Genomic DNA, 22,276 nt, shown 5'->3' with positions numbered 1-22,276 from the left:
ATGGCACTTCAACATCATTGTCGCAGCCCCGACCCGCGGTCACGAGCGGGGGCTCCTATCTTTTTAGTGCCCTCGGATTGGGTCATAGTGTCTGTCGTTGCCAAAACATCGACGTTGCCCTTTTTGGCACTTGGGACGTTCTTCTTGTGCCGGCAGCTGGGGACACTCCTTGTCAAGGGATTGGTACAAAGGGGGACAGGCTGCCCTCTCGTTTCCGAAACCTTTCCGCAACAATTTGCCCTTCGTGCCGCTCGACTCCGCTCGCAACGTCCCCTGCGCTACACTTAGTCGCACTGTGGCGCTGCCGCGCTGCGCCCGAAACAAGGGAGACTCTCATGAAGAACACTCAGCTGTTGCTGATCAACGATATGTGCGGCTACGGCAAGGTCGCGCTTTCCGCCATGCTGCCGGTGCTGTCGCACATGGGTTACCGTATCCACAATCTGCCGACGGCACTTGTGTCCGATACGCTCAACTATCCCAAGTTCTACATCCACGACACCACGGAGTACGTGCGTCAGAGTCTTGCCATCTGGGAAGAACTCGGCTTTGAGTTCGACGCCATCTCGACCGGCTTTATCGTGACCGAGGAAGAGACGCGCATCATCTCGGACTTTTGCCACCGCCGTGCGCAAAAGGGCACCAAGGTGTTCGTCGATCCCATCATGGGCGACAACGGCAAGCTCTATGCGGGCGTGCCCGAGTCCACGATTGGCCTTATGCGGCACCTGCTGGAGTGCGCAGACTACGCGGTGCCCAACTATACCGAGGCGTGCCTGCTTGCCGATAGGCCTATTGCCGAGCAAATTACGCCCGAAGAGGCCCGCGCCCTTGTGGACGCCGTGCGCGAGCTGGGTGCCAAGTCGGTGGTCATTACGAGCACCGTGGTCAATGGCACGAACGCGGTTATCGGTTACGACCATGTGGCGGGGGAGTACTTTACGATTCCCTTTGAGCTCATTCCGGTCTATTTCCCGGGCACGGGCGATACGTTCTCGGCAGTGCTCGTCGGCCGCGTTATGGCAGGTTGGAGTCTGCAGCGCGCGACGTCCGATGCCATGCGTGTGGTGGCCGAGCTTATCGAGCGTAATGCCGACCAAGAGGACAAGTCGGCCGGTCTTCCCATCGAGGCCTGCCTGGATGTGATTGACCATGAGTAATGCTGGCGAGGGCGGCATCAGGCCTGCGGGCGAGAACAAGCCGCTCGGTGCGCCGCGGGGCAAGCGTCCGCGTATCCGCGTGAGCTGCGTGGACCAGCTGGGGACGTGCCGCTGCCACCATGGTCACAAGCCGGGCGACGTCTTCGACTTCGACCGCGATCGCGGCAAGATGTGCGCCATGGCCTGTCACGTTGGCTTTCCCTATATCGACATTCTGCGCTATGGCGGAACTGTGCCCGGCAACGAGCCCGGCACGGCAAAGTTCTGCTGCCCCGAGGTCGATACGCTGAACGTCTGGCTTGCCGAGATCGTCGACGAGTAGTTGAGAGCAATGTGGCAAAGGGACAGTCCATTTGCCACATTCGCCGGTGGTGCCCCTTCTTTTTGCTTATAATCTCAAAACTCTGCATTTCATCCGATTTTAGGTTCTAAAAATTCTGCGTTTCATCGATAATTAAGCGTATAAAACTTTGCATTTCATTTGATGACACTGAGGGGGAGCCTATGCTGCGCAGGAAAATAGCGGCAGAGCTGGAGCGTTGGCTGAAGTCTTCCGAGCAAAAGGCCTTGTTCATTACGGGTTCTCGCCAGATTGGCAAAAGCTATTCGATTCGCGCATTTGGCAAAGCCAACCATGCAACCTACATCGAGCTTAACCTCATGGAAAACCGCCAGGCAAAAGATGCTCTTCTCGAGGCGCGGGATGCCGATGATTTCATCAGCAGGGTGACGCTTCTTTCGGGAAAGTCGATTGCGCCAGGCAAAACACTCGTGTTTATCGATGAGGTCCAAGAGGCCCCCGACATCATGACGATGGCAAAGTTCCTTGTTGAGGACGGGAGGTGCCGTTGGGCGTTTTCGGGGTCAATGCTCGGGACTCAGTTCAAGGGCGTCAGGTCCTATCCCGTGGGGTATGTCCACGAGCTTAGGATGTTCCCGCTCGATTTTGAGGAGTTTTGCTGGGCAATCGGGGTGAGCGAGGGGGCTCGCCAAACGATACGTGACGCGTGTATCAGCGAGAGGCCCATTCCTGATTACATTCATGACGCGATGATGGCAAACTTCAGGACCTATACCGTTGTCGGCGGAATGCCGGAGGTCGTGCAGCGTTTCCTTGACACGCAGGGCGACCTTGCCTCTGTTCGTCAGCTACAGTCAGAGCTCAATGAACAGTACCGGCGGGATATCTCCAAGTATGCAAGCGGGCGAGCCCTTCAGGTGCAGAGCATCTACGATCAGCTCCCTATTATGCTCGAGGGCGAAAACAAGCGCTTCGTGCTCAATTCCATTGATCCCAAGGCTCACTACGAGAAGTATCAGCGAGATTTTGTATGGCTTGTCGATGCCGGCGTTGCTCTCAAAGCCGATATCGTAACCGAGCCAAAATCGCCCCTGCTCAAGGCGGCACGGCCATCGCAGTTCAAGCTCTATCAATCGGATACGGGCATGTTGATGGCGCGCTACCCCGTTGGAGTCGCCCAAGCGGCGTATCTTGATAGCAAGGAGCCCAATCTGGGCGGCATTTACGAAAACGTGGTGGCCCAGCAGCTGGCTGCCCAAAATCGCCAGCTTTACTACTATCAGACAAAAAAGCGCGGTGAAGTGGACTTTGTGGTCGATGGACCGGATGGGACGGCTGTTCCGATCGAGGTTAAATCGGGCTCCTATTACCACGCGCACGCAGCGCTCGGTCATGTGCTTGATACGGCTGAATATGGCGTAAGGCTCGGGATTGTTTTCTCGAGAGGCAACGTTGAGCGCAACGGAGCAGTTCTCTATTTGCCGCTATATGCGACCTGGGCCCTTTCGGATGTTTTGGGCGACTCCTGCGCCGAGGGGATAAAGCTGGAGGTCAAGCCGGTCTAGGGCTAGTCCCTTTGTCACATTCATGAGCGTGGGTTTTCTCCCGTTTAGAGCGCACTTGAACGCTCAAAGTGGGAGAAAACCCACGCTCATTTTTCATGTGGAAGATTAACCGCGCTTGTTTCGCGCCGAAGGCGTGGCCCGCGACCTCGCTTGCCTACAGCTGCTCGAGCATGGCCGTGCAGCCGGCGAGCACATCGCGGTACGTGGCATCGAAATTGCCGGTGTACCAGGGATCGGCCACGTCGCCGGGGCGCTCGGTCCAATCGAGCAAGCGCGTAATCTTGCCGTCGGGGTCGTCGCCAAAGATGCGACGCAGGCCACGCGCGTTCTCGTCGTCCATATAGACGATGTGGTCCCAGTCGCCATACTCCGCGCGACGCACCTGGCGTGCGCGGTGGGCAACGACGGGAATCCCGACTTCGCGCAGCTTGGCAACGGTGCCGTGGTGTGGCGGGTTGCCAAGCTCCTCGGTCGAGGTCGCGGCGGAATCGATGACAAACTCCGCCTCGCGCCCGGCGCGGTGCACCAGCTCGGTAAACACCGATTCAGCCATCGTCGAGCGGCAGATGTTCCCATGGCAGATAAACAGTACGCGTTGCATAGGGCGATACCTTTCATATAGAAGGCTGCTAAAGAGTCGAAGCCGGGCGCATGCCAAGTTTTATTTCTTGGCCAGTTTGAAGTAGCGCTCAAATATCAATTCGAAAACGTAATAGAACATCAATCGACTGTCGAGGTCCATGCTGCCCAAGCGGATTTCTTTTTGCACGGTGTAGATAGGGTAGTCGGCTAGTTTCGAGAGGGAATTTCGAGAAAAGCCGGTGAGCGTGACGACCTTGCACCCGCGCGTTTTGGCTATCGATGTGGCGTCAATAGACACCTGCGTCTCGCCGCTTACGGAAACGCTGAAGACCAGGTCGTTTTTGCCGAGGAGTTCTGCATAATGCCTCATGACGTGGCGTTCACTGAGCGTGTCGGTATTCTTGCCCATTATTTTGAGCTTTTCAGCCATCTCGAGGCACGGGTATTTCGAAAAGCCCGAGCAGAAGAACACGATATGCGAGGCGTCCTGGATAAGACTTACAACCGAATCGATGACCCGGTCGTTAAGCAGATCTTTGGTCTGTACGAGCTGGGTATCAAGAGGAAGTGCCTCGATAGTGAATCGATTGCGATCGAGCGAGGCGGAATACGATTGTTTGAGCTCCGTAAACCCCGAGAAGCCAAGCTTGTGGGCAAGCCTGACGATTGTATTGGGAGCGACGAAGAACCGTTCGGCAACGCTCTTAAGCGTGACATCGTCAATATCATCACGCAGCTCGATGATGTAGCGCATGATCTCGCTTTCGAGATCGTTGAGCTTGCTCTCGCCAGCTCGCACATGATCATAAAAAGATTCTTGATCTTTCATAAGATGTTTCAGCCCCTCGCACCTCGCCGTACATATGGTACCGCTTTGTGTAGCCAGGTGAGAAATCGGTAATCGGTCAAGATTGCCTATTGCCCATGAACTGGGCAAACGCGCGTGTCTGCCTACACATATCTGTGTCGTGAGCGAAATCATGTGTCCCCGTTTCGCATTGGCCCACACGGGGACTTGCAAATGACCTTATGTCGCAAAATACCAATCGAAACGAAGCAAGCCGAGGACAGCCGCGGAGCCCAAGGTCTTCGAGAACACCGATCAGCCAACCCTGGAGGGACGGAACATGAAGGATAAGCTCAATATTGTGATCGTTGGCGGCGGCTCCACGTGGTGCCCTGGCATTCTTAAAGCCCTGACCAAGCACATGGACATTCTGCCGCTGAACCGCGTGATGCTCTATGACATCGATGCCGAGCGCCAGCGTCCGATCGGCGAGTTTGGCAAGATCCTCTTCGCCGAGGAGGAGCCCGGTGTGGAGTTTGGTTACACCACCGATAAGGACGAGGCTTACACCGACGTCGACTTTGTGCTCTGCCAGATTCGTACCGGCGGCTACGAGATGCGTAGCAAGGACGAGAAGATTCCGCTGCATATGGGAATCATCGGCCAGGAAACGGTGGGCCCTGGCGGCATGGCTTACGGTATGCGCTCCATGCATGACATGGTTGAGATCGTCAACGACGTTCGCGCCCATAGCCCGGAGGCGTGGATTATCAATTACACCAATCCGGCTGCTATTGTGGCATATGGTCTCGAGCGCGTCCTGCCCGATGAGCATCGCGTTCTCAACATCTGCGACCAGCCTGTCAACCTCATGCGCTCTTACGGTCGCCTGCTCGGTCGCGATATGAGCAAGACGGAGCCCGTGTACTTTGGCCTCAATCACTTCGGTTGGTTCAAGCACATCTACGATGAAGAGGGCCATGACCTCGTCCCGCAGATTAAGGAGTACACGGAGAAGAACGGCTTCCTTCCTGCCGATGCCGAGCAGCGTGACCAGTCCTGGCTTGATACCTACGCCATGGTCAAGGACATGCTCGAGGACTTCCCCGACTATCTGCCCAACACTTATCTGCAGTACTATCTGTATCCCGAGTACAAGGTCGCTCACCTCGACCCCGACTACACTCGCTCCGACGAGGTTATCAACGGTCGTGAGAAGCGCGTGTTCGCCGAGTGCGAGCGTGTTGCCAAAGTCGGCACCGCAAAGAACTCCTCGGTTGTGCAGAACGATGCTCATGGCGATATGATCGTGGAAATCACCTCGGCCATTTATCGCAACACCAATAAGACCTTCATTGTCATCGTGCCCAACAACGGCATTATCGAGGGTATGCCCGATGACGCCATGGTCGAGGTCGCGGCAAGCGTGGGCGCCAATGGCCCGCAGCCCTATGCGGTTGGCAAGATTGGCACCTTCTATCGCGGTCTTATGGAGAACCAGTACGCCTATGAGCGCCTGACTGTTGAGGCTTGGATGGAGGGTTCCTACGAGAAGGCCCTGCAGGCACTCACGCTTAATCGTCTGGTCGGTGACGCAAAGAAGGCGCGTAAGGTGCTCGATAAGCTCATCGAGGCCAATAAGGATTACTGGCCGGAGCTTAAGTAGCTAGTTCCATAGCGTTTGATAACTGTTATGGGGCGTGTGGGTTGTAGAACTGCACACCCCGTTTCTTTAAGAGGGGTATCCCATGAACAAAGATGAGCTGCTGGCAAAGTTCCAGCGCCTGGGCAAAGTCCTCATGACGCCTGTCCTGATCCTGCCAATCGCCGGCATCCTTCAGGGCTTTGGCAATGCCTTTACCAGCCCCACCCTTACGGCAGCTGTTCCCTGGCTTGCTGCTCCGGGCTTTGCGATTTTCTTTTCGATTCTTAAGGCCGCAGCCGGCATCGTTATGAGCAACATCCCGGTTATCTTCTCGATTTGTCTCGCCTATGGCTTCGCCAAGTCCGAGAAGGCTACCGCGGCGCTTTGTGGCTTTTTGGGCTACATGTGCATGAACTCCGTGATGGGCACGTTCCTCACGGCGACTGGCGTTATCGATCCCGCCAATCTTACGACGGGCCAGAGCACGATCCTCGGTATCACCACGCTCGACACGGGCGTTATCGGCGGTCTTCTGGTGGGTGCAATCGTCGCATGGCTGCATAACCGTTACTACAAGATTGAGCTGCCTGCCGTGTTCTCCATCTTCAACGGCACACGCTTTATCCCGGCGGTAACGCTGCTCTCATGCAGTGTCCTCGCATTGGTCATGTCCTTTGTTTTCCCGTTTATCCAGAACGCTCTCGGTGCGCTGTCCGAGTTCATCAAGACTACGGGTGCCTTTGGTGCATTTGTCTACGGCGCTGGCGAGCGCATGCTCCTGCCTTTTGGTCTGCATCACTTTGTCTATTTACCGTTCTTCTTCACGTCGCTCGGTGGCGTCGAGACCATCGACGGCCAGACCGTTCAGGGCGCTATCAATATCTACAACGCGATCCTGGGCTCTCCTAGCACGCCGTTTAACATCGAGGTCAGCCGTTTTGTCATGAACGGTAAGGTTATCTTCGCCATGTTCGGCCTGCCCGGTGCTGCACTCGCCTTCTACAAGACGGCGCTTCCCAAGAACAAGAAGAAGACCGCAGCGCTCATGATTGCCATCGTGGTGCCTTGCATCCTCTCCGGCATTACCGAGCCGCTCGAGTACTCCTTCCTGTTTATCGCGCCCATCCTCTACGTGTTCCACGCTCTCATGGCTGGTCTTGCCTATGCGCTGACCTATATCCTGCAGTTCAACGTGGCCGGCTCCGCATCCTTTGGCGGCCCGCTCTTGTCGTTGATCTTTAACGGCATTATGGGTGCAGCCAAGGGCTCCAACTGGCAGGTTATCCTGTTCCTCGGCCCCATCTACTTCGTGGTGTACTACTTCGTCTTCAAGTTCATCATTCTTAAGAAGGATCTAAAGACCCCTGGCCGTGAGGAAGAGTCTGGCGATGAGGCCGAAAAGGCTCCCAAGACCGTGATCAGCGACCTCATTCCCGCCATCGTTGAGGCAGTGGGCGGCGACAACAACATTAAGTCTGTCGAGGCCTGCTTCACCCGTCTGCGCATCCAGCTCAATGACTGTGACAAGGTGGTTGATGACGCCGAGTTTACCGAAAAGCTCGAAGCGCGTGGCATCGTGCATGTTAACGGCGGCGTGCAGATTGTCTACGGCAACATGGCATCTAACTACGCAACCCAGATGCGCGAGCTGCTGGGTATGGAGTAAACGCCCCACATATCTATAAAATCCTGTATAAAAGGCGGTGGCAGACAATGTGTCTGCCACCGCCTTTGAGTTGCCCCACGCGCATTTCGTGTATTTGAAATACACGAAATCGTAGAAAAGCGTGTATCTGAAATACGCGAAATTGCACTGTCGGAGCTTGCAGGCGGATAGACACTACTCGTATGGGACGGTTTTCACCGGTTGCTCGCCACCTTGGGCTATGTTCGCCCCTATGCCTGCATCCGGGGCTGTGTTGATTGACGACGGCGTTCCCAGCGGGCGAGCTTAATCGTCACCAGCGTGAGCGCCCAGGCCACAAGCGAGAACGCGGCGCCCACTGCGCCTACGTACGCAATGCCAACGCTGCCTACCACGGTGCCGCCCACTGCGGTGCCAAACGTGATGCCGACGTTAAACCCATGGGCTCAACCGAGCTTGCGAGTACTATCGACTTGGGATGGCGGCGGTGTGCCACGCCCATGAAGTGCGTGATGCATGACACCGAGAACAGGCACATGAGCAGCGCAAAGCTAATGTGACAAAGGGACAGTCCGTTTGTCACATTCCATACCTTAGAAACTTGCATATTCTTCAAGTTTCTAAGGTAACATCTTATAAACTTGCAAAAAATGCAAGTTTATAAGATTTCATGTCTGGTCGGGCGCTAGGGAGACTCTATGGATATCGTTCGCCGAAGCCGTTATCTTGATCGACTCATTGCTTTTCAGGATACCGACCTCATCAAAATCGTGACGGGCATACGCCGTTGTGGCAAATCAACGTTATTGGACATGATGAGGGACTATCTGGCGCAACAGGGGGTGCCAACCGAGCGTTTGCTGACCTTTAAGATGGAATCTCTAGAGTACGCGGGAATTACGGATTATCTGACGTTTTATCGTATGGTTCGGGAGCGCATCGACGGCATCGATCATCCCTACCTGTTCTTTGACGAGCTCCAGAATGTCGAAGGTTGGGAAAAGGCGGTCAACTCGCTCCGAGTGGATTTGCCGTGCGATATCTATGTCACGGGCTCCAATGCCTTTTTGCTATCGAGCGAGCTCGCAACGCTTATCTCGGGCCGATATGTCGAGGTCAAGATGCAGCCTCTCACGTTTGGCGAATATCTTGATTTTCGCTCGATTGATGCGGTCGCCGCTGAAGGGCTTGGTGAGAGGGTCGAACTTGTTTCCAAGACGGGCGATCGCCTTAATTCAAATACCGTGCTTGAGCAGTACATAACCTATGGCGGCATGCCGTTTCTGGCCCATGATGAGCCGAGACGTGAGCTGTGTCGCGACTATATCCGTAGCCTCTACCAGACGATCGTCGCGCGCGATATCCTGTCGCGTGTGACGCGTAGGGGTCGCGGAGCTATCACCAAGCGCGATGTTCTCGAGCGGCTCTGTGCGTATCTGACAGACAACATCTCCAACCAAACCTCGGTCAACAAAATCGTAGGGACGCTCAACGAATCAGCGGGCGGTAAGACCAACGCATCGACGGTGTCGGCATATATTGACGCTCTGGAAGAGACGTACCTGTTTACCAAAGTAAAAAGGTATGACATCAAGGGGCGGGAGCTTCTTAAGACAGGCGGTAAATATTACATAGCTGATACGGGAATTCGCAGCTATCTTGACGGATATAGAGGTAGCGATAGCGGAAGGATGCTCGAGAACGTTATCTACAACCAGCTTGTCTTTGAAGGATACGAAGTGTTTTGCGGCCATCTACGCGCGGGGGAAATCGACTTTGTCGCAATCGGCGAGGGATCAGACCGCAAATATATCCAGGTTACCGAACGGATCGATGCCGAGGCGACGAGGGAACGCGAGCTGCGACCGCTCAAGCTAAGCACGCTAGGAAAAATTCCTGATTCGTATGAGAAGATCCTGATTGTCAGGGATGGCGACCATCCAACGGACATCGATGGCATCAGAATCGTGGGGGCAGTCGACTTCTTGTTGAGAAATAAGATTACCCGCGGCTAAACGTAAACAGATCCGTTTCGATGCGACAAAGGAGCAGTCCTTTTCGCATTCCGTGCGCGCCCTCGTGCCGTCTGGGGGTATAAGGCTAGCAAGTGTTTATTTGCGAGGCCTAAGGGGCGCCCCGTATGGATATCGATAACTTTGAATGGTGGTATAGCGAGGGCGAGGTTCCGGACGAGGAGTGGGACGAGCCCGCGCCGCATGACGTGTCGAGCGACGAGGACGAGAGCGGCAACGACACCGTCAAGACGGACGCCGCTTCCGACTCGGCCGAACCCCTAACCTTTGAACAGGCCTGGGCCCAGGCTGAGGCCGACGAGGCAAAGGCCGACGCCACGGCCACACTGGGTGAGCCGGCCGACATGTCCATCTCGCCGGCAAGGACCCCACAGCCGCGTCACACTATCGACCCCGACAGCACGGCATCCTTTAGCATTCTCGACGTGCCCGCGCAGGGCGCCCAGGCGCCTGCGCCCACGCATCGCCCCGATCTGGCTCGCGAGGAAGGCGCGGGCCGGCGCTCTCCGCTCGGCCCCATCCTCATCGCCTTCATGGCCGGCGTTATCGCCTGCTCGGCAATCGGCAGCGTTTGGAGCCATGTTGAGCAGCAGCGCCAAGACGCCGCCAAGGTCGAGATCTCCGTCGAACAATCGCTCAGCCGTACGCGCTCGGTGCATGTGTCGGTCGAGGTCAAGGACGGCGCGACGTGGGATACCGCGCGCGGCGACAGCCAGATGCTCATCCATATCGTAGGCCGCACGCTCAAGGGACAAGCGATCGACGAGCACCAATACGTCAATTCCGAAGGTGACGGTATCGAGCTCAAGCCCGGCGACTACGAACTTACGGTCGATGAGCCACCTGTCGCCACCGACGGCACGCGTTTTCGTGCCTCGAAAAGAATGGTTCCCGCGAGCTTTAACTCGCGGGCGCCCGATACGGTCGACACCACCTCGCAGGGCGGGTTTGACCTTTACGTGGATACCCAGTAGGCGCTCGCCGCCCATTTCCGCTATGGCTACTCAATAATCGCCTGCCGTCCCGTCCCGCCGCCAAGAGTGGGACAATAGTCCTCGACACTATTGTTTACTTTTGGAGGAAGTAGCATGTCTACCGTCACTACCATCAGGCGCGGCGGCCTCACCGCGGCCATCGATTCCATGGGCGCCCAGCTCACGAGCCTTGCCCTCAACGGCAACGAGTATCTGTGGCAGGGCGATCCCGCTTTTTGGGGCAAGCATGCGCCCATCCTGTTCCCCATTGTGGGCTCGCTGCGCAACAACACGGCGACGTCTGCGGCCGGCAGCTGCGAGATGGCGCGCCACGGCATCGCGCGTATCGTGGAGCACAAGCTGGTCGAGGTGTCGGAGGACGGTTCGTCCGTCACCTACGAGATTACCGATACGCCCGAGTCGCTCAAGGCCTTCCCGTTTCACTTTAAGCTCAACATGACCTATGCCCTGACTGGCGACGCCACTCTTACGCAGACCTTTGCCGTCACCAACACCGGCGACGTGGACCTGCCGTTTTCGGTGGGCGGCCACCCCGCATTTAACGTGCCCGTTCCCGGTGCCGAGGACGAGGCGTTCGAGGATTACGAGCTGGCGTTTACCGAGGCTTGGACTAACGAGGCCCCCATCATCACGCCCGATGGCCTTATGACGTTCGAGGGAAGCTACAAGGCTCCCGATAACTCGGACGTGCTGCCCATCACACACCGTAGCTTCGACAACGACGCCATCATGTTCACCGATACCCCGGGCTCCACGCTCACGCTGCGCAGTCGCAAGTCGGGCCACGGCGTCAAGATTGAGTTTGAGGGCTTTAAGTACATTGGCGTGTGGTCTGCCGCCAACGACGCCCCGTTCGTGGCGCTCGAGCCTTGGACCGGACATACCACCATGGACACCGAGGACGACGTCTTCGAGCACAAGGTCAACACCATCACCTTGGCTCCCGGCGCCACCGACAAGCGCGCCTTCGAGGTTACGCTGCTCTAGAGGTTCCGCCGTTCTAACGAACGGCGGACCGGTCGACGCTGCGCGCCACCCAGAGCGACAATTTGTCATTCAAAAGGCAAGGCATGACCAGAAGGTCTATGCCTTGCCTTTTTCATGCCAACTTGTTCGCTCTGGGTGGCGCTCGCTGGCATTGCCGAATCATCGACGTCCCCAACGACTGTCTCCGATGACTACTTGTTTGACCAGTCGTTTAAGAACGTCCCCAACGGCTACTAATCGTTTTCTGTTTGTTAATTTGTATATATGCATCTGCTGGATGTAACGCTGAGCGGTATCCTGTTAAGTCGTTAGCATACGATTCAACAGGGAAGGCAGATTATGCATTCTCCCCATCAGCGCGACGTGCGTCCACAGCCGGTGTGCAGCCGTCGCATCTTCTTGGGTAGCGCTCTTGCCGCGAGCGCTTCCGCCGTCGCCGGCGCGCTCGCCGGCTGTCAGCGTCCGTCCACGCTCAAGGTGGTTCAGCCCACGACGGGCGGCGGTCGCGACGACCTGTCCGATTCCGTGATCGGCAAGGATAAGATCCGCATCGGCATGGAGGCGGCCTACGCCCCGTACAACTGGCAGGTTTCCGAAGCCAGTGAGTACACAATCCCCATCGACAACGTACAAGGCGCCTATGCCGATGGCTACGACGTGCAGATCGCCAAGATTGTCTGCAAGGCCCTCGGTGGCGAGCCCGTTGCCGTCAAGCAGAGCTTCTCGGGCCTTATCGATTCGCTCAACAACGGCCAGATCGACCTCATCATCGCCGGTATGAGCGCCACGCCCGAGCGTGAGGAGTCGGTCGGCTTCTCCGACCCGTACTTTATTGGCTACTTTGGCCTGTTCGTAAAAGAGGGTTCCCCCTACCAAAACGCCACCAAGCTCAGTGACTTCAGCGGCGCCACGGTGCTCGGCCAAAAGGACACCATGCTCGATACCGTCATCGACGAGATCCCGGGCGTCGTTCACAAAAACCCGGTCGACTCCGTCCCCACGGTGTTCTCGAACCTGCTGCAGGGCACCTGCGACGCCGTGACGTACAACACCGAAAACGAAAAGGGCTACATGGCCCAAAATCCCGGTATCGTCCCCATTCATTTTGCCGAGGGCGAGGGCTTTAAGCAGGAGGTCGCGGCAAACGTCGGCTGCCGCAAGGGCTCGGACAAGCTGCTTAAGCTCATCGACAAGACGCTCAAGGGCGTCAGCCAGGAGGAGCGCGACCAGATGTGGGACGCGTGCCTCGACCGTCAGCCGGCATAGGGAGGCAGCATGAAAGCCATCAATCGTCTGGTTTCCTTTATCAAAGCCGACCATCGTTATGTGTACCTGGGCACGAGCGTCATCGCGGCGCTCGGACTGGCGTTTAGCCAGCGCAACCCCACGCCGCTGAGCTTCCTGGCCCCCACGGGCGTGTTCCAAGATTGCCTTTGGGCGATCCTGTGGGCGTGGCTCGTCGTGTCGACGGCGGCGCTGGTCACCAAGCTTATGCACTGGAGCGACTATCGCGAAAAGTCGCCGTTCGCATCCGAGCGTTTCCGTCGTGCAGCACGCTTGGGCAGCTATGTCGTGGTCGCCATCGCGGTGGTCTTTTTCGTGGATCGCTGCGTCATGTCGTTTATCGACTTGGTGCAGGTGAGCATTGTCTCGGATTCCAACCCCAGCGACTTTTTGTCGAGCCTGGTCTACATGACCTACAAGAGCGGCGACTTCTTTATCCGCGGCATCGAGATTACCATCGCGCTTGCCACCTTCGGCACCGTTATCGCCTTTTTCCTGGCACTGCTCTTTGTGTTTTTGCGCATTCAGACCTTCGATCGCGTGGATAACGACCTGGTGCGCTTCTTTAAGAGCATCGGCCGCGGCTTTACGACCGTCTACTCCACCATCGTGCGCGGTACGCCCATGATGGTCCAGGGCCTGCTCATCTATTACGCGGGCTTCACCGTTTTGCGCGGCATGGGCTTCGAGACCGCCCAGGCCAACCAGATTTGGAGTACCTTTACCGCCGGCCTCGTCACCATCTCGCTCAACTCCACCGCCTACATGATGGAGGTCCTGCGCGGCGGCATCGAGTCCATCGATCCCGGTCAGGCCGAGGCGGCGCGCTCGCTGGGTCTGTCGCAGTGGCAGGCTATGCGTAAAGTCGTGTTTCCCCAGGGCATTAAAAACGCGATTCCGGCGCTCACCAACGAGCTCATCATCAACATCAAGGACTCGTCGGTGCTCTCGGTCATCGGCGTGTTCGACCTCATGTACGCCACTACCACCGTCGCCGGCGTGTACTACCGCCAGATGGAGGTCTACTGCGTGGCACTCGTGGTCTACCTAATCCTGACGCTCGTGGCGAGCCGCCTGCTCGAGGCCTTTGGCAAAAAGCTCGGCGCCGAGGCCCCGGCCACGCTGCCCAGCTCCAACTAGGCTCAAGACGAGGAGAATCATCATGGCAGATACCGCCACTACCGGCGCTGCGGCCGCCGCACAGACCAATGAGCCGCTCATCCGCGTCGAGGGCCTGCACAAGAGCTTCGGCTCGCTCGAGGTGCTCAAGGGCATCGACCTGTCCGTTAACCCCGGCGAGGTCGTTACCATTATCGGCGCTTCGGGTTCGGGCAAATCGACCTTTCTGCGCTGCCTCAACCTGCTCGAGACCCCGGACGCGGGCCATATCTGGTTCCATGGCCAGGACCTCACGGCCGAGCGCTGCAACATTAACAAGCTGCGTGAGGACATCGGCATGGTGTTCCAGGGCTTCAACCTGTTTAACAACATGGACGTGCTCGATAACTGCACGCTTGCGCCCGTCACGCTCAAAAAGATGACCAAGGCCGAGGCCGAAAAGGTCGCGCTGGAGCATCTGACGAGCGTGGGACTCGAAAAGTTCGCGCACGCCGCCGTGGGTCGCCTGTCCGGTGGTCAAAAGCAGCGCGTGGCCATCGCTCGTGCCCTATGCATGAATCCGCAGATCATGCTGTTCGACGAGCCGACCTCCGCACTCGACCCCGAGATCGTGGGAGAGGTGCTCGAGGTCATGCGCAAGCTCGCTGCCGACGGCATGACCATGGTCGTCGTCACGCACGAGATGGCCTTTGCCCGCACCGTGTCCGATCGCGTGGTCTTTATGGACAAGGGCGTGGTCCTCGAGGACGCCGCGCCGGCGGAGCTCTTTGGCAACCCCAAGCACCAGCGTACCCGCGAGTTCCTCTCGCGCTATCTCGAGGACAAATAACCAACCGCAAATGTTTGCATGGCAGGGCCGTTCCGGTGGGGCGGCCCTCGTCATCACAATCGAAAGGATGTCATGGCCGAGGTTTGGCGCTTCTTTGCGCATGAGGATGATTTTGCCGATTTGGACGAAGTTGGCGCGTGCGAGCGTCTGGGGCGCGTGCTGTCGTTCCCGACCGTTTCGAGTATGGATGCCGAGGCGGTGAACTGGCAGCCGTTCGATGACCTGCGCGCCTATATGCAGCAGGCGTGGCCACATGTGTTCGCGGCGGGCGAGGTCGAACTCATCGACCACTCGCTGCTGGTGACACTTGGCGGTTCCGACCCTGCCCTCAAGCCCGTTATGCTCATGGGCCACATGGACGTGGTTCCCGTGGTGCCCGGCACCGAGGCCGACTGGACGCATGCCCCCTTTAGCGGTCACGTGGACGACACCTACATTTGGGGTCGCGGCGCTATCGACATGAAAGACCAGGTCGCAGGTATTCTCGAGGCGGTTGAGTATGCGTTGGTGCACGGCTGGGAGCACGAGCGGACGCTGCTGCTCGCCTTTGGCCAGGACGAGGAAACCACGCAGTATGGAGCGGGGGCCATCGGCCGCGTGCTCGAGGAGCGCGGCGTTGAACTTGAATACCTGATCGACGAGGGTGACTACCGTATTGTTTCGGCTGCCGAGTACGGCGCGGGCGAGGGCTGGCTTATGCATGCCGACCTTGCCGAGAAGGGCTATGCTGATATCGTGCTCAAGACGAAGAGCGAAGGCGGACATTCGTCCAACCCCTACGGCGGCACATCGCTCGAGGTATTGAGCCGCGCTATCGCCGCAATCTGCGATATCGAGTGGCCGACGCGCGTGACCGATCTGCTTGCCGCGCAGCTTGTCGAGTTGGGGCTCTACACGGCGGATGAGATTGCCGCCAACGGAGGCGTCATTGTTCGCGACTGCCTCGCCAGCAACAAGCTCTATCCGCTCGTGACCACTACCTGTGCGCCCACGCAGATTGAGGGCGGCAGCACTGGCGCCAACGTGATGCCGCAGGATATGTGGGCCAATATTAACTTCCGCATGCTCGAGGGCACGGGCGTGGCTGATGTTGTTGACCGTTGCCGCGAGGCCGTTGCCGCTGCGGGCCTTACCGGGCGCGTGGAGGTCGAACTTGGCCCCGGCAGCTCAGAACCTTCGCCGTCCCCACGTGTTGGCGGACCGGGGCTCGAGGCCGTTCGCGCTATTGCCGCCCGCTACTTTCGTGATCAAAAGGGGGCGGAGGAAAACGTACCGAATGCGGCGGGCGGGGCTGCTGTCGGCTTTGTGCCCTCAACTGTGATCGGTGCCACCGATGCGGCTAACTATCAGCGTATTTGCTCTGAATGCATTCGCTTTTCGGCGTTTGTGGTCGACGATGACGAGTGCGATCGCGGTGTCCACGGCACCAACGAGCGCATTACCCGCCGTGCCTACCTCCAGGGTGTCCACTTTTTCATCGCTCTGCTTCAAACGCTCTAGAATGTGACAAAGCGACAGTCCCTTTGTTAGCCGTTGTAGTCGTTGGGGACGTTCTTAAACGACTCGTCGTTAAGGAACGTCCCCAACGACTACGTCCACTCATTCCGTGCGGGTTATATGCAGGTTTGCCTGCGCACGCTATCATATATGGGTTAGACCGCAACTATGTACCCTATACGCGAAGGGATGCGCATGTATCTGAAAATCGACATGTTCTAGCTGGGCTTACCCCGCAACGGCGCCATGCGCCCCATCAATTCCGCCGATTTTCACCTTCACGCATATAAAGGAGTTCCGCCATGCGCGACAAGCTCGAAAAGATCATCAAGGCCTACGAGGAGCTCGAGAAGAAGCTTTCCGACCCGGCCGTCGCCTCCGACATCAAGGAGTTCACGCGTCTCAACAAGGAGTACGCGCACCAGTCCGACCTCATTGCCGCTGCGCGCGAGTACATCGGCGCGCTCGACGACATCGAGGCTGCCAAAGAAATGCTCCGTGACACTACCGATGCCGACGAGAAGGAGATGCTCCAGATGGACATCTCCGAGAACGAGGACAAGCTTCCCCAGCTCGAGGAAGACATCAAGTACATGCTCATCCCGAGTGACCCCAATGACGACAAGAACACCATCGTCGAGATCCGCTCCGCCGCAGGTGGCGACGAGGCGGCCATTTTCGCCGGTGACCTGTACAAGATGTACCAACGCTTCTGCGAGTCGCGTGGCTGGAAGACCACCGTGCTCGACTCCAGCCCCAGCGAGGCCGGCGGTTTTAAGTCCATCGAGTTCAAGGTCGAGGGCGACCGTGTCTACTCCGTCATGAAGTTCGAGTCCGGCGTGCACCGTGTCCAGCGCGTTCCCAAGACCGAGTCCCAGGGCCGCATCCAGACCTCCACGGCAACTGTCGCCGTGCTTCCCGAGGCCGAGGAGATCGACGTTCAGATCAACCAGTCCGACCTGCGCATCGATACCTACTGTGCCTCCGGTCCTGGCGGTCAGTGCGTTAACACCACCTACTCCGCCGTGCGCATTACCCACCTGCCCACCAATACCGTGGTGCAGTCGCAGGAGCAGCGTTCCCAGATTCAAAACCGCGAGGTCTGCATGCAGATGCTGCGTGCCCGTCTGTACGAGATGGAACTCGAGAAGCAGCAGGCCGAGCTCGGCGCCGAGCGCCAGAGCCAGATTGGCCACGGAAACCGTTCCGAGAAGATCCGTACTTACAACCAGCCCCAGGACCGCGTGACCGACCACCGTATCGGTTTTAACTCCACCTACAACGGCGTCCTTCTGGGCGACCAACTCGGTGCCGTCATCGAGGCGCTTGCCGCCGCCGAGCGTGCCGAGAAGCTGGCGCAGGCCGTGTAGTAGGTTCCGCCGTTCTACCGAACGGCGGACCGGCCGACGCTGCGCGGGCCGCACCTGTACAATCTGACGTTCAACTTCAAGGGCGCGACCAGAAGGTCAGCGCCCTTTCGTTCCACGTCACCTTGTCTCAAATGCGACCCGCTCGCTGTCCGTCCTCTACCTGCGGCGGGTAGTCATTGGGGACTTATGCTCAACCTGCGGCGCCTCAGAGGTAGTCATTGGGGACGATCTTAAATGACTAGGTTGGGTAAATTACTTTTCGAGTTTATTTAATCTGCTTTGTTAGAAATTAATCTGTCTACCTGCTTAAAGTAATTAACAACCTTCATCTGCTATTGAAAATATTGCTCGAAAAATCGTCCAAGAAGTCGCGGGGCCCTTTTTGGTGCGTCGCACGTCAAGTGATTTGGCAAGTTCTTGGTTAGATATTGGTCAGTTTTGGGGCAACCTTGCCAAAAGCTTGACGAATGCAAATCTAGACGTCGGCGAATGAACACTTTGAGCGAGCCCGGTGCAAAATTCTGGGCTGATTCTCGATAATCGCTTCCAATCGTCTCTCGCCGCGTGCCGCCCTCGCGTACAATCTGCTCCGACATTCGCGCGCCGCCCGGCGCTTAAGAGGGGAGGACCCATGGCAAACGAGATCTGGACCATCAGGCGTTGTCTCGAGTGGACCAAGGAGTACCTAGCCGAGCGCGGCGAAGAGCACCCCCGTCTTTCTGCCGAGTGGCTGTTGTGCGCAGCCACGGGCCTAGCGCGCATCGACTTATATATGCGTATGGACGACACGCTCGATGCAGCACAGCTCGAGACCATGCACGCGGCGGTTGTCCGTCGCGCCAAGGGCGAGCCGCTGCAGTACATCACCGGCAGCACGCAGTTCCGCATGATCGACGTCGCGTGCGCCCCCGGCGTGCTCATTCCACGTCCCGAGACCGAGATGCTCGTCGAGGAAGTCCTCAATTATCTGGATGCCGAGGTTCTGAGCCCCGAGGCTGCCACCCGCCAGCGCGTAGAGTTGCCATGGAACGACGAGGTCGAGCAGGCGCGTAAAGCCGAAGTCGCATTGGCTGACGAACGCGCGACTGCCGAGCGCCGTGCCGCCAACCTCACGGCTGCCGATGAGGCGGCGTTGGGCGGAGACGTGCTGGGCAGCCGAGCTTATGCCGAGGAGCTGGCCGATCGTGAGGCCGAGGAAGCCGCCGCGCAGGCAGCTGAGGCCGAGACCGCGGAAGTCGCTGAGCCCGAGCTCGACGAATACGGCATTGCCATCGAAGGCGTCGAACAAGAGACGGCCCTAGTGCAGGATGCCGCCGCGTCTGTGCCTGCCGACCCCCGCATTGCCCGCGTTCTCGAGGTCGGCTGCGGCACGGGCTGCATTTCGCTCTCCCTTGCTTGGGAGCGTCGCGGCCATGTCGCCTGCACCGCTACCGATATCGAGCCGCGCGCCATCGACCTGGCCACCAAAAACCGCGATGCACTCGGGCTGACGTCCGATGAGGTCGCCTTCAGCCTCACGAACCTGGTGAGCTCTATCCCCCGCGAGGAGTGGGGCACCTTTGACGTGCTCGTTTCCAACCCGCCTTATATCCCGACTGACGTCATGCGCTCGCTGCCGCACGAGGTCAAGGACTTTGAGCCCGATTTGGCGCTCGAGGGCGGCGCCGATGGCCTTGATATCTTCCGCCGCCTGCTCAATGCGGCGCCCTATATGCTGCGCGCCGGCGGCCTGTTTGCCTGCGAGCTCTATGAGGGTGCCCTCGACGCCGCGGCCGAGCTCTGCCGCCAGGCGGGTCTTTCGGACGTACGCATCGTCCGTGACCTCACCGATCGTCCCCGCATCGTTCGAGCTATCGTCACCGAGCCCAAACAACGTCAGTAAAGTACGAAGCGTATTGGCGGCGCGGCGGCGGGAGCGCTGCGCCGGAAATGTAAAGAGGCTTGTCACGGCTCAATTACCCCTCACTTTCACCGACTGCTATAGCCGCTCACCAAACCAACATGCGCTGTGGACAAATAGGTTAAACGTTTCGTGCGAGAATGCCCCTCAGTAAACAAACTTTCACCAGAGCGTAAGGGGCTGGCATACACATGCAGACGGTCTATCGGGTATTCGAGGGAGCGCGCGAGCCGCATCGGCTCGCCGTCGAGCGTACGGCCGAGGTGCTCGGCCGTGGCGGCCTGGCCCTGATCCCAACCGAGACCGTCTATGGCGTCGCTGTGGCAGTCAACGCCTTCTCGGACGCCGTGCCCCAAGATACAAGCGAATCTCTGCCGTGGCCGCGCGATCCGCAGGCTGCCGTCAACGGCGCCGCGGTGCCCGCGCTCGGTACCGGCTACCGTCGCATCTTTACCCTCAAGCATCGTGAGCTCACCCAAACGGTCGCCTGGCTGGTCGATGATGCCGAGGCCCTCGACCGCTACGGCGTGGATATCCCAGAAGAGGCACGCATACTTGCCCGACGATGCTGGCCGGGCGCCCTGACTATTGTGGTCAAGGCGGCTCCCTGCGTGCCGACCTTTATGCGTGCCGCCGACGACACGGTGGCTCTTCGCGCGTCGGCATCGCCCGTGGTACAGGCGCTCATTCGCACCTGTGGCAGCCCACTTGCCTGTACGAGCGCCAATACACACGGCGCGCCCGCGCCGGCAAGCTTTGCCGACGTTGAAGACCGCATTCTAGAAGGGGTCGACGTGGCCGTCGACGCGGGCGAGACGCCGTGCCGCGACGCTTCGACCATCGTGTCGTTCCAGCACGGCGGACTCCAGATCCTGCGCCAAGGCGCACTTCCCGCGTCAGAGATTGAGCGGGTCCTGTCCGACCCGATGCAACAGAAAGGTGTAAGCGATGTCGTTGAATCTGGGCAGCCTGGGCATGGAAGATGCCTCGTTTGACTTTGGCGGTTCCTACATCATGGCGCTCGACTGCGGCACCACCTCGGTACTTGCGACCATCGTCGACGAGTACGGCTGCATCGTCGCCCAAGCGCGCCGCAGCGTCAAAACCAGCTTCCCGCGTCCCGGCTGGGTGGAGCAAGACCCCATGGCGGTCCTTGCCAGCCAGATTGCGGTCATGATGGAGGTTCAGTTTAAGAGCGGGATTCATTCCGATCGCATCGCCGCCATCGGTATCTCCAATCAGCGTGAGACCACGGTGGTCTGGGACCGCGTGAGCGGCCAGCCCATCTATAACGCCATCGTATGGCAGTGCCGTCGCACCGCGTCTATGATCGATAATTTGGTTGAGCAGGGCGCAGAAGAGCTGGTGCGCTCCCGCACGGGGCTTACGCTCGACCCGTATTTCTCGGCCTCCAAGGTGCAGTGGATTCTCGACAACGTCGACGGCGCACGCGAGAGCGCGGCGGCGGGCGACCTCATGTTTGGCACCATCGACACCTGGCTCATCTACAACCTCACCGGCAGCCAGGTCTTTGCCACCGACTACACCAATGCCAGCCGCACGGCACTCTTTAATATCCATACGCTCGATTGGGACGACGACCTGCTGGCGCTCTTTGACGTTCCACGTTCCATGATGCCCGAGGTTCGCTGGAGTTCGGGCGACTACGGCCGCGTCGCGAGCGACATCATGACCAACATGCCACCCATCATGGGCGTGGCGGGCGACCAGCAGGCGTCGCTGTTCGGCCACTGCTGTTTCCATCCCGGCCAGACCAAAAACACCTATGGTACTGGTTGCTTTATGCTCATGAACACCGGCGACGAGGTCGTCGAATCCAAGAACGGTCTGGTCTCCACCATCGGTATCGCCGCGGACGGCAAGATCAGCTACGCACTCGAGGGTTCCATCTTTGCCGCCGGCTCCACCATGAACTGGCTTCGCAACAACATGGGCATCATCTCGAGCGTGAGCGAGTCTGCACAACTCGCCGCTTCGATTAACGACAACGAGGGCTGCTACTTCGTTCCCGCCTTTGCGGGTTTGGGCGCTCCCTGGTGGGACCCGCGTGCCCGCGGTATCGTGTGCGGTCTGACCGGCGCCTCGAGCCGTGCGACCATCGTACGTGCCGCCTGCGAATCCATGGCATATCAGAGCTACGACGTGCTGCGCGCCATGGAGCAGGACGTGGGGCTTTCGATCGAACGCCTGTCTGTCGATGGCGGCGCGTCGCGCAACGAGTTCATCATGCAATTCCAGGCCGACCTGCTGGATATCCCCGTGCTGCAATGCGAGACGGTGGAGACCACGGCAATCGGTGCCGCGTACTTGGCGGGCCTTGCCGTCGGCTATTGGGAAGACCTGGAAGAGCTGGAGCAAAATGCCCAGATCGTTAGGACCTTCCTTCCCCGCATGTCCGCCGAGCGCCGCGAGCAAAACCTTGCGGGCTGGCGCGATGCGGTCAAGCGCTCGCTCAGTACCGCACAGTAGGGCTGCGACGGGCCACTCGATACAGCAAACCGCTAAACTTGTGTATGGCGCGCGGCGGCAACATCGCTGCGCGCCATGCCAGCAAGG

20 protein-coding genes are annotated in these 22,276 nt (G+C 58.6%); 17 read left to right on the top strand and 3 right to left on the bottom strand.

The genetic code is table 11. The features are described 5' to 3' along the window. The first annotated feature begins 335 nt into the window (after window positions 1-335). The 3 genes from ACTM82_RS06890 to ACTM82_RS06880 all read left to right on the top strand — a co-directional run bounded on the left by ACTM82_RS06890 (window position 336) and on the right by ACTM82_RS06880 (window position 3,026). Window positions 336-1,160: a PfkB family carbohydrate kinase gene (locus ACTM82_RS06890; protein WP_441048922.1), complete on the top strand. Its 825-nt coding sequence runs from the start codon at window positions 336-338 to the stop codon at window positions 1,158-1,160. Further along, a complete protein-coding gene (locus ACTM82_RS06885; RefSeq protein ID WP_427747806.1) occupies window positions 1,153-1,482 on the top strand; it encodes a TIGR04076 family protein in 330 nt (109 codons plus the stop codon). The genes ACTM82_RS06890 and ACTM82_RS06885 overlap by 8 nt, the downstream gene beginning before the upstream one ends. A gap of 182 nt (window positions 1,483-1,664) precedes the next feature. Beyond that, window positions 1,665-3,026, top strand: coding sequence for an ATP-binding protein (locus ACTM82_RS06880; RefSeq protein ID WP_441055369.1), 1,362 nt, complete (start codon window positions 1,665-1,667; stop codon window positions 3,024-3,026). A gap of 154 nt (window positions 3,027-3,180) precedes the next feature. On the opposite strand, the gene ACTM82_RS06875 is transcribed toward ACTM82_RS06880, so the two are convergent. Both ACTM82_RS06875 and ACTM82_RS06870 read right to left on the bottom strand, forming a co-directional pair. After that, the gene (locus ACTM82_RS06875) at window positions 3,181-3,627 is read right to left on the bottom strand and encodes a low molecular weight protein-tyrosine-phosphatase (protein ID WP_441055370.1); all 447 of its coding nucleotides are present in this window, start codon (window positions 3,625-3,627) and stop codon (window positions 3,181-3,183) included. 60 nt (window positions 3,628-3,687) lie between these two features. Further along, the gene (locus tag ACTM82_RS06870) at window positions 3,688-4,437 is read right to left on the bottom strand and encodes a MurR/RpiR family transcriptional regulator (RefSeq protein WP_117757480.1); all 750 of its coding nucleotides are present in this window, start codon (window positions 4,435-4,437) and stop codon (window positions 3,688-3,690) included. Between the two features lie 298 nt (window positions 4,438-4,735). Here ACTM82_RS06870 and ACTM82_RS06865 point away from each other — a divergent pair, with 298 nt between their 5' ends. Continuing rightward, window positions 4,736-6,061 (top strand): 6-phospho-alpha-glucosidase, encoded by a 1,326-nt coding sequence (locus ACTM82_RS06865; protein ID WP_089573127.1) that lies wholly within the window; start codon window positions 4,736-4,738, stop codon window positions 6,059-6,061. Window positions 6,062-6,143: 82 nt separating this feature from the next. Further along, a complete protein-coding gene (locus ACTM82_RS06860; protein WP_427794056.1) occupies window positions 6,144-7,706 on the top strand; it encodes a PTS transporter subunit EIIC in 1,563 nt (520 codons plus the stop codon). A gap of 367 nt (window positions 7,707-8,073) precedes the next feature. Here ACTM82_RS06860 and ACTM82_RS06855 read toward each other — a convergent pair whose 3' ends face one another. Beyond that, a complete protein-coding gene (locus ACTM82_RS06855; RefSeq protein WP_441055371.1) occupies window positions 8,074-8,268 on the bottom strand; it encodes a hypothetical protein in 195 nt (64 codons plus the stop codon). Window positions 8,269-8,383: 115 nt separating this feature from the next. On the opposite strand from ACTM82_RS06855, the gene ACTM82_RS06850 reads away from it, so the two are divergent. From ACTM82_RS06850 to glpK, 12 genes are all read left to right on the top strand, one after another. Further along, entirely contained in the window at window positions 8,384-9,700 is a 1,317-nt protein-coding gene (locus tag ACTM82_RS06850) for an ATP-binding protein (RefSeq protein WP_441055372.1), read from the top strand. A gap of 125 nt (window positions 9,701-9,825) precedes the next feature. Further along, window positions 9,826-10,692: a hypothetical protein gene (locus ACTM82_RS06845; RefSeq protein ID WP_441031989.1), complete on the top strand. Its 867-nt coding sequence runs from the start codon at window positions 9,826-9,828 to the stop codon at window positions 10,690-10,692. A 114-nt stretch (window positions 10,693-10,806) separates the two neighbouring features. After that, window positions 10,807-11,700, top strand: coding sequence for an aldose 1-epimerase family protein (locus ACTM82_RS06840; protein WP_441055373.1), 894 nt, complete (start codon window positions 10,807-10,809; stop codon window positions 11,698-11,700). 114 nt (window positions 11,701-11,814) lie between these two features. Then, window positions 11,815-11,937, top strand: a complete 123-nt coding sequence (locus ACTM82_RS06835) for a hypothetical protein (protein ID WP_441055375.1) — start codon at window positions 11,815-11,817, stop codon at window positions 11,935-11,937. A 102-nt stretch (window positions 11,938-12,039) separates the two neighbouring features. Further along, window positions 12,040-12,966 (top strand): transporter substrate-binding domain-containing protein, encoded by a 927-nt coding sequence (locus tag ACTM82_RS06830; RefSeq protein WP_441055377.1) that lies wholly within the window; start codon window positions 12,040-12,042, stop codon window positions 12,964-12,966. Window positions 12,967-12,975: 9 nt separating this feature from the next. Then, window positions 12,976-14,124, top strand: a complete 1,149-nt coding sequence (locus ACTM82_RS06825) for an amino acid ABC transporter permease (protein WP_441055378.1) — start codon at window positions 12,976-12,978, stop codon at window positions 14,122-14,124. 22 nt (window positions 14,125-14,146) lie between these two features. Next, complete coding sequence (locus tag ACTM82_RS06820) at window positions 14,147-14,932, top strand: amino acid ABC transporter ATP-binding protein (protein WP_427794051.1); 786 nt, start codon at window positions 14,147-14,149, stop codon at window positions 14,930-14,932. 72 nt (window positions 14,933-15,004) lie between these two features. Continuing rightward, window positions 15,005-16,432 (top strand): M20/M25/M40 family metallo-hydrolase, encoded by a 1,428-nt coding sequence (locus tag ACTM82_RS06815; RefSeq protein WP_441055381.1) that lies wholly within the window; start codon window positions 15,005-15,007, stop codon window positions 16,430-16,432. 299 nt (window positions 16,433-16,731) lie between these two features. Further along, complete coding sequence (gene prfA, locus ACTM82_RS06810) at window positions 16,732-17,799, top strand: peptide chain release factor 1 (protein ID WP_154518366.1); 1,068 nt, start codon at window positions 16,732-16,734, stop codon at window positions 17,797-17,799. A 631-nt stretch (window positions 17,800-18,430) separates the two neighbouring features. Then, on the top strand, window positions 18,431-19,681 hold the full coding sequence (locus ACTM82_RS06805) for a N5-glutamine methyltransferase family protein (protein ID WP_441031993.1): 1,251 nt from the start codon (window positions 18,431-18,433) through the stop codon (window positions 19,679-19,681). A gap of 209 nt (window positions 19,682-19,890) precedes the next feature. Beyond that, window positions 19,891-20,694 carry an L-threonylcarbamoyladenylate synthase gene (locus tag ACTM82_RS06800; RefSeq protein WP_441055383.1) on the top strand — a complete coding sequence of 268 codons (804 nt, stop codon included), beginning with the start codon at window positions 19,891-19,893 and terminating at the stop codon, window positions 20,692-20,694. Continuing rightward, the gene (gene glpK, locus ACTM82_RS06795; protein WP_441055385.1) at window positions 20,648-22,189 is read left to right on the top strand and encodes a glycerol kinase GlpK; all 1,542 of its coding nucleotides are present in this window, start codon (window positions 20,648-20,650) and stop codon (window positions 22,187-22,189) included. The genes ACTM82_RS06800 and glpK overlap by 47 nt, the downstream gene beginning before the upstream one ends. The last annotated feature ends 87 nt before the right edge of the window (window positions 22,190-22,276 follow it).

The organism is Collinsella sp. HCP3S3_E5 (genome assembly GCF_052067635.1).
Taxonomy (GTDB): domain Bacteria; phylum Actinomycetota; class Coriobacteriia; order Coriobacteriales; family Coriobacteriaceae; genus Collinsella.
Note: the sequence above shows the minus strand (reverse complement) of the source record. Positions and strands in the feature narration are given on the sequence as shown.

Bases quoted from the DNA above. Each gene is read 5' to 3' on its own strand.
- ACTM82_RS06840 (WP_441055373.1), top strand. From the start codon at position 10,807: ATGTCTACCGTCACTACCATCAGGCGCGGCGGCCTCACCGCGGCCATC.
- glpK (WP_441055385.1), top strand. From the start codon at position 20,648: ATGTCGTTGAATCTGGGCAGCCTGGGCATGGAAGATGCCTCGTTTGAC.
- ACTM82_RS06815 (WP_441055381.1), top strand. From the start codon at position 15,005: ATGGCCGAGGTTTGGCGCTTCTTTGCGCATGAGGATGATTTTGCCGAT.
- ACTM82_RS06865 (WP_089573127.1), top strand. From the start codon at position 4,736: ATGAAGGATAAGCTCAATATTGTGATCGTTGGCGGCGGCTCCACGTGG.
- ACTM82_RS06880 (WP_441055369.1), top strand. From the start codon at position 1,665: ATGCTGCGCAGGAAAATAGCGGCAGAGCTGGAGCGTTGGCTGAAGTCT.
- ACTM82_RS06875 (WP_441055370.1), bottom strand. From the start codon at position 3,627: ATGCAACGCGTACTGTTTATCTGCCATGGGAACATCTGCCGCTCGACG.
- ACTM82_RS06890 (WP_441048922.1), top strand. From the start codon at position 336: ATGAAGAACACTCAGCTGTTGCTGATCAACGATATGTGCGGCTACGGC.
- ACTM82_RS06850 (WP_441055372.1), top strand. From the start codon at position 8,384: ATGGATATCGTTCGCCGAAGCCGTTATCTTGATCGACTCATTGCTTTT.
- ACTM82_RS06835 (WP_441055375.1), top strand. From the start codon at position 11,815: ATGCCAACTTGTTCGCTCTGGGTGGCGCTCGCTGGCATTGCCGAATCA.
- ACTM82_RS06845 (WP_441031989.1), top strand. From the start codon at position 9,826: ATGGATATCGATAACTTTGAATGGTGGTATAGCGAGGGCGAGGTTCCG.
- ACTM82_RS06870 (WP_117757480.1), bottom strand. From the start codon at position 4,437: ATGAAAGATCAAGAATCTTTTTATGATCATGTGCGAGCTGGCGAGAGC.
- ACTM82_RS06820 (WP_427794051.1), top strand. From the start codon at position 14,147: ATGGCAGATACCGCCACTACCGGCGCTGCGGCCGCCGCACAGACCAAT.
- ACTM82_RS06860 (WP_427794056.1), top strand. From the start codon at position 6,144: ATGAACAAAGATGAGCTGCTGGCAAAGTTCCAGCGCCTGGGCAAAGTC.
- ACTM82_RS06885 (WP_427747806.1), top strand. From the start codon at position 1,153: ATGAGTAATGCTGGCGAGGGCGGCATCAGGCCTGCGGGCGAGAACAAG.
- ACTM82_RS06825 (WP_441055378.1), top strand. From the start codon at position 12,976: ATGAAAGCCATCAATCGTCTGGTTTCCTTTATCAAAGCCGACCATCGT.
- prfA (WP_154518366.1), top strand. From the start codon at position 16,732: ATGCGCGACAAGCTCGAAAAGATCATCAAGGCCTACGAGGAGCTCGAG.
- ACTM82_RS06805 (WP_441031993.1), top strand. From the start codon at position 18,431: ATGGCAAACGAGATCTGGACCATCAGGCGTTGTCTCGAGTGGACCAAG.
- ACTM82_RS06830 (WP_441055377.1), top strand. From the start codon at position 12,040: ATGCATTCTCCCCATCAGCGCGACGTGCGTCCACAGCCGGTGTGCAGC.
- ACTM82_RS06800 (WP_441055383.1), top strand. From the start codon at position 19,891: ATGCAGACGGTCTATCGGGTATTCGAGGGAGCGCGCGAGCCGCATCGG.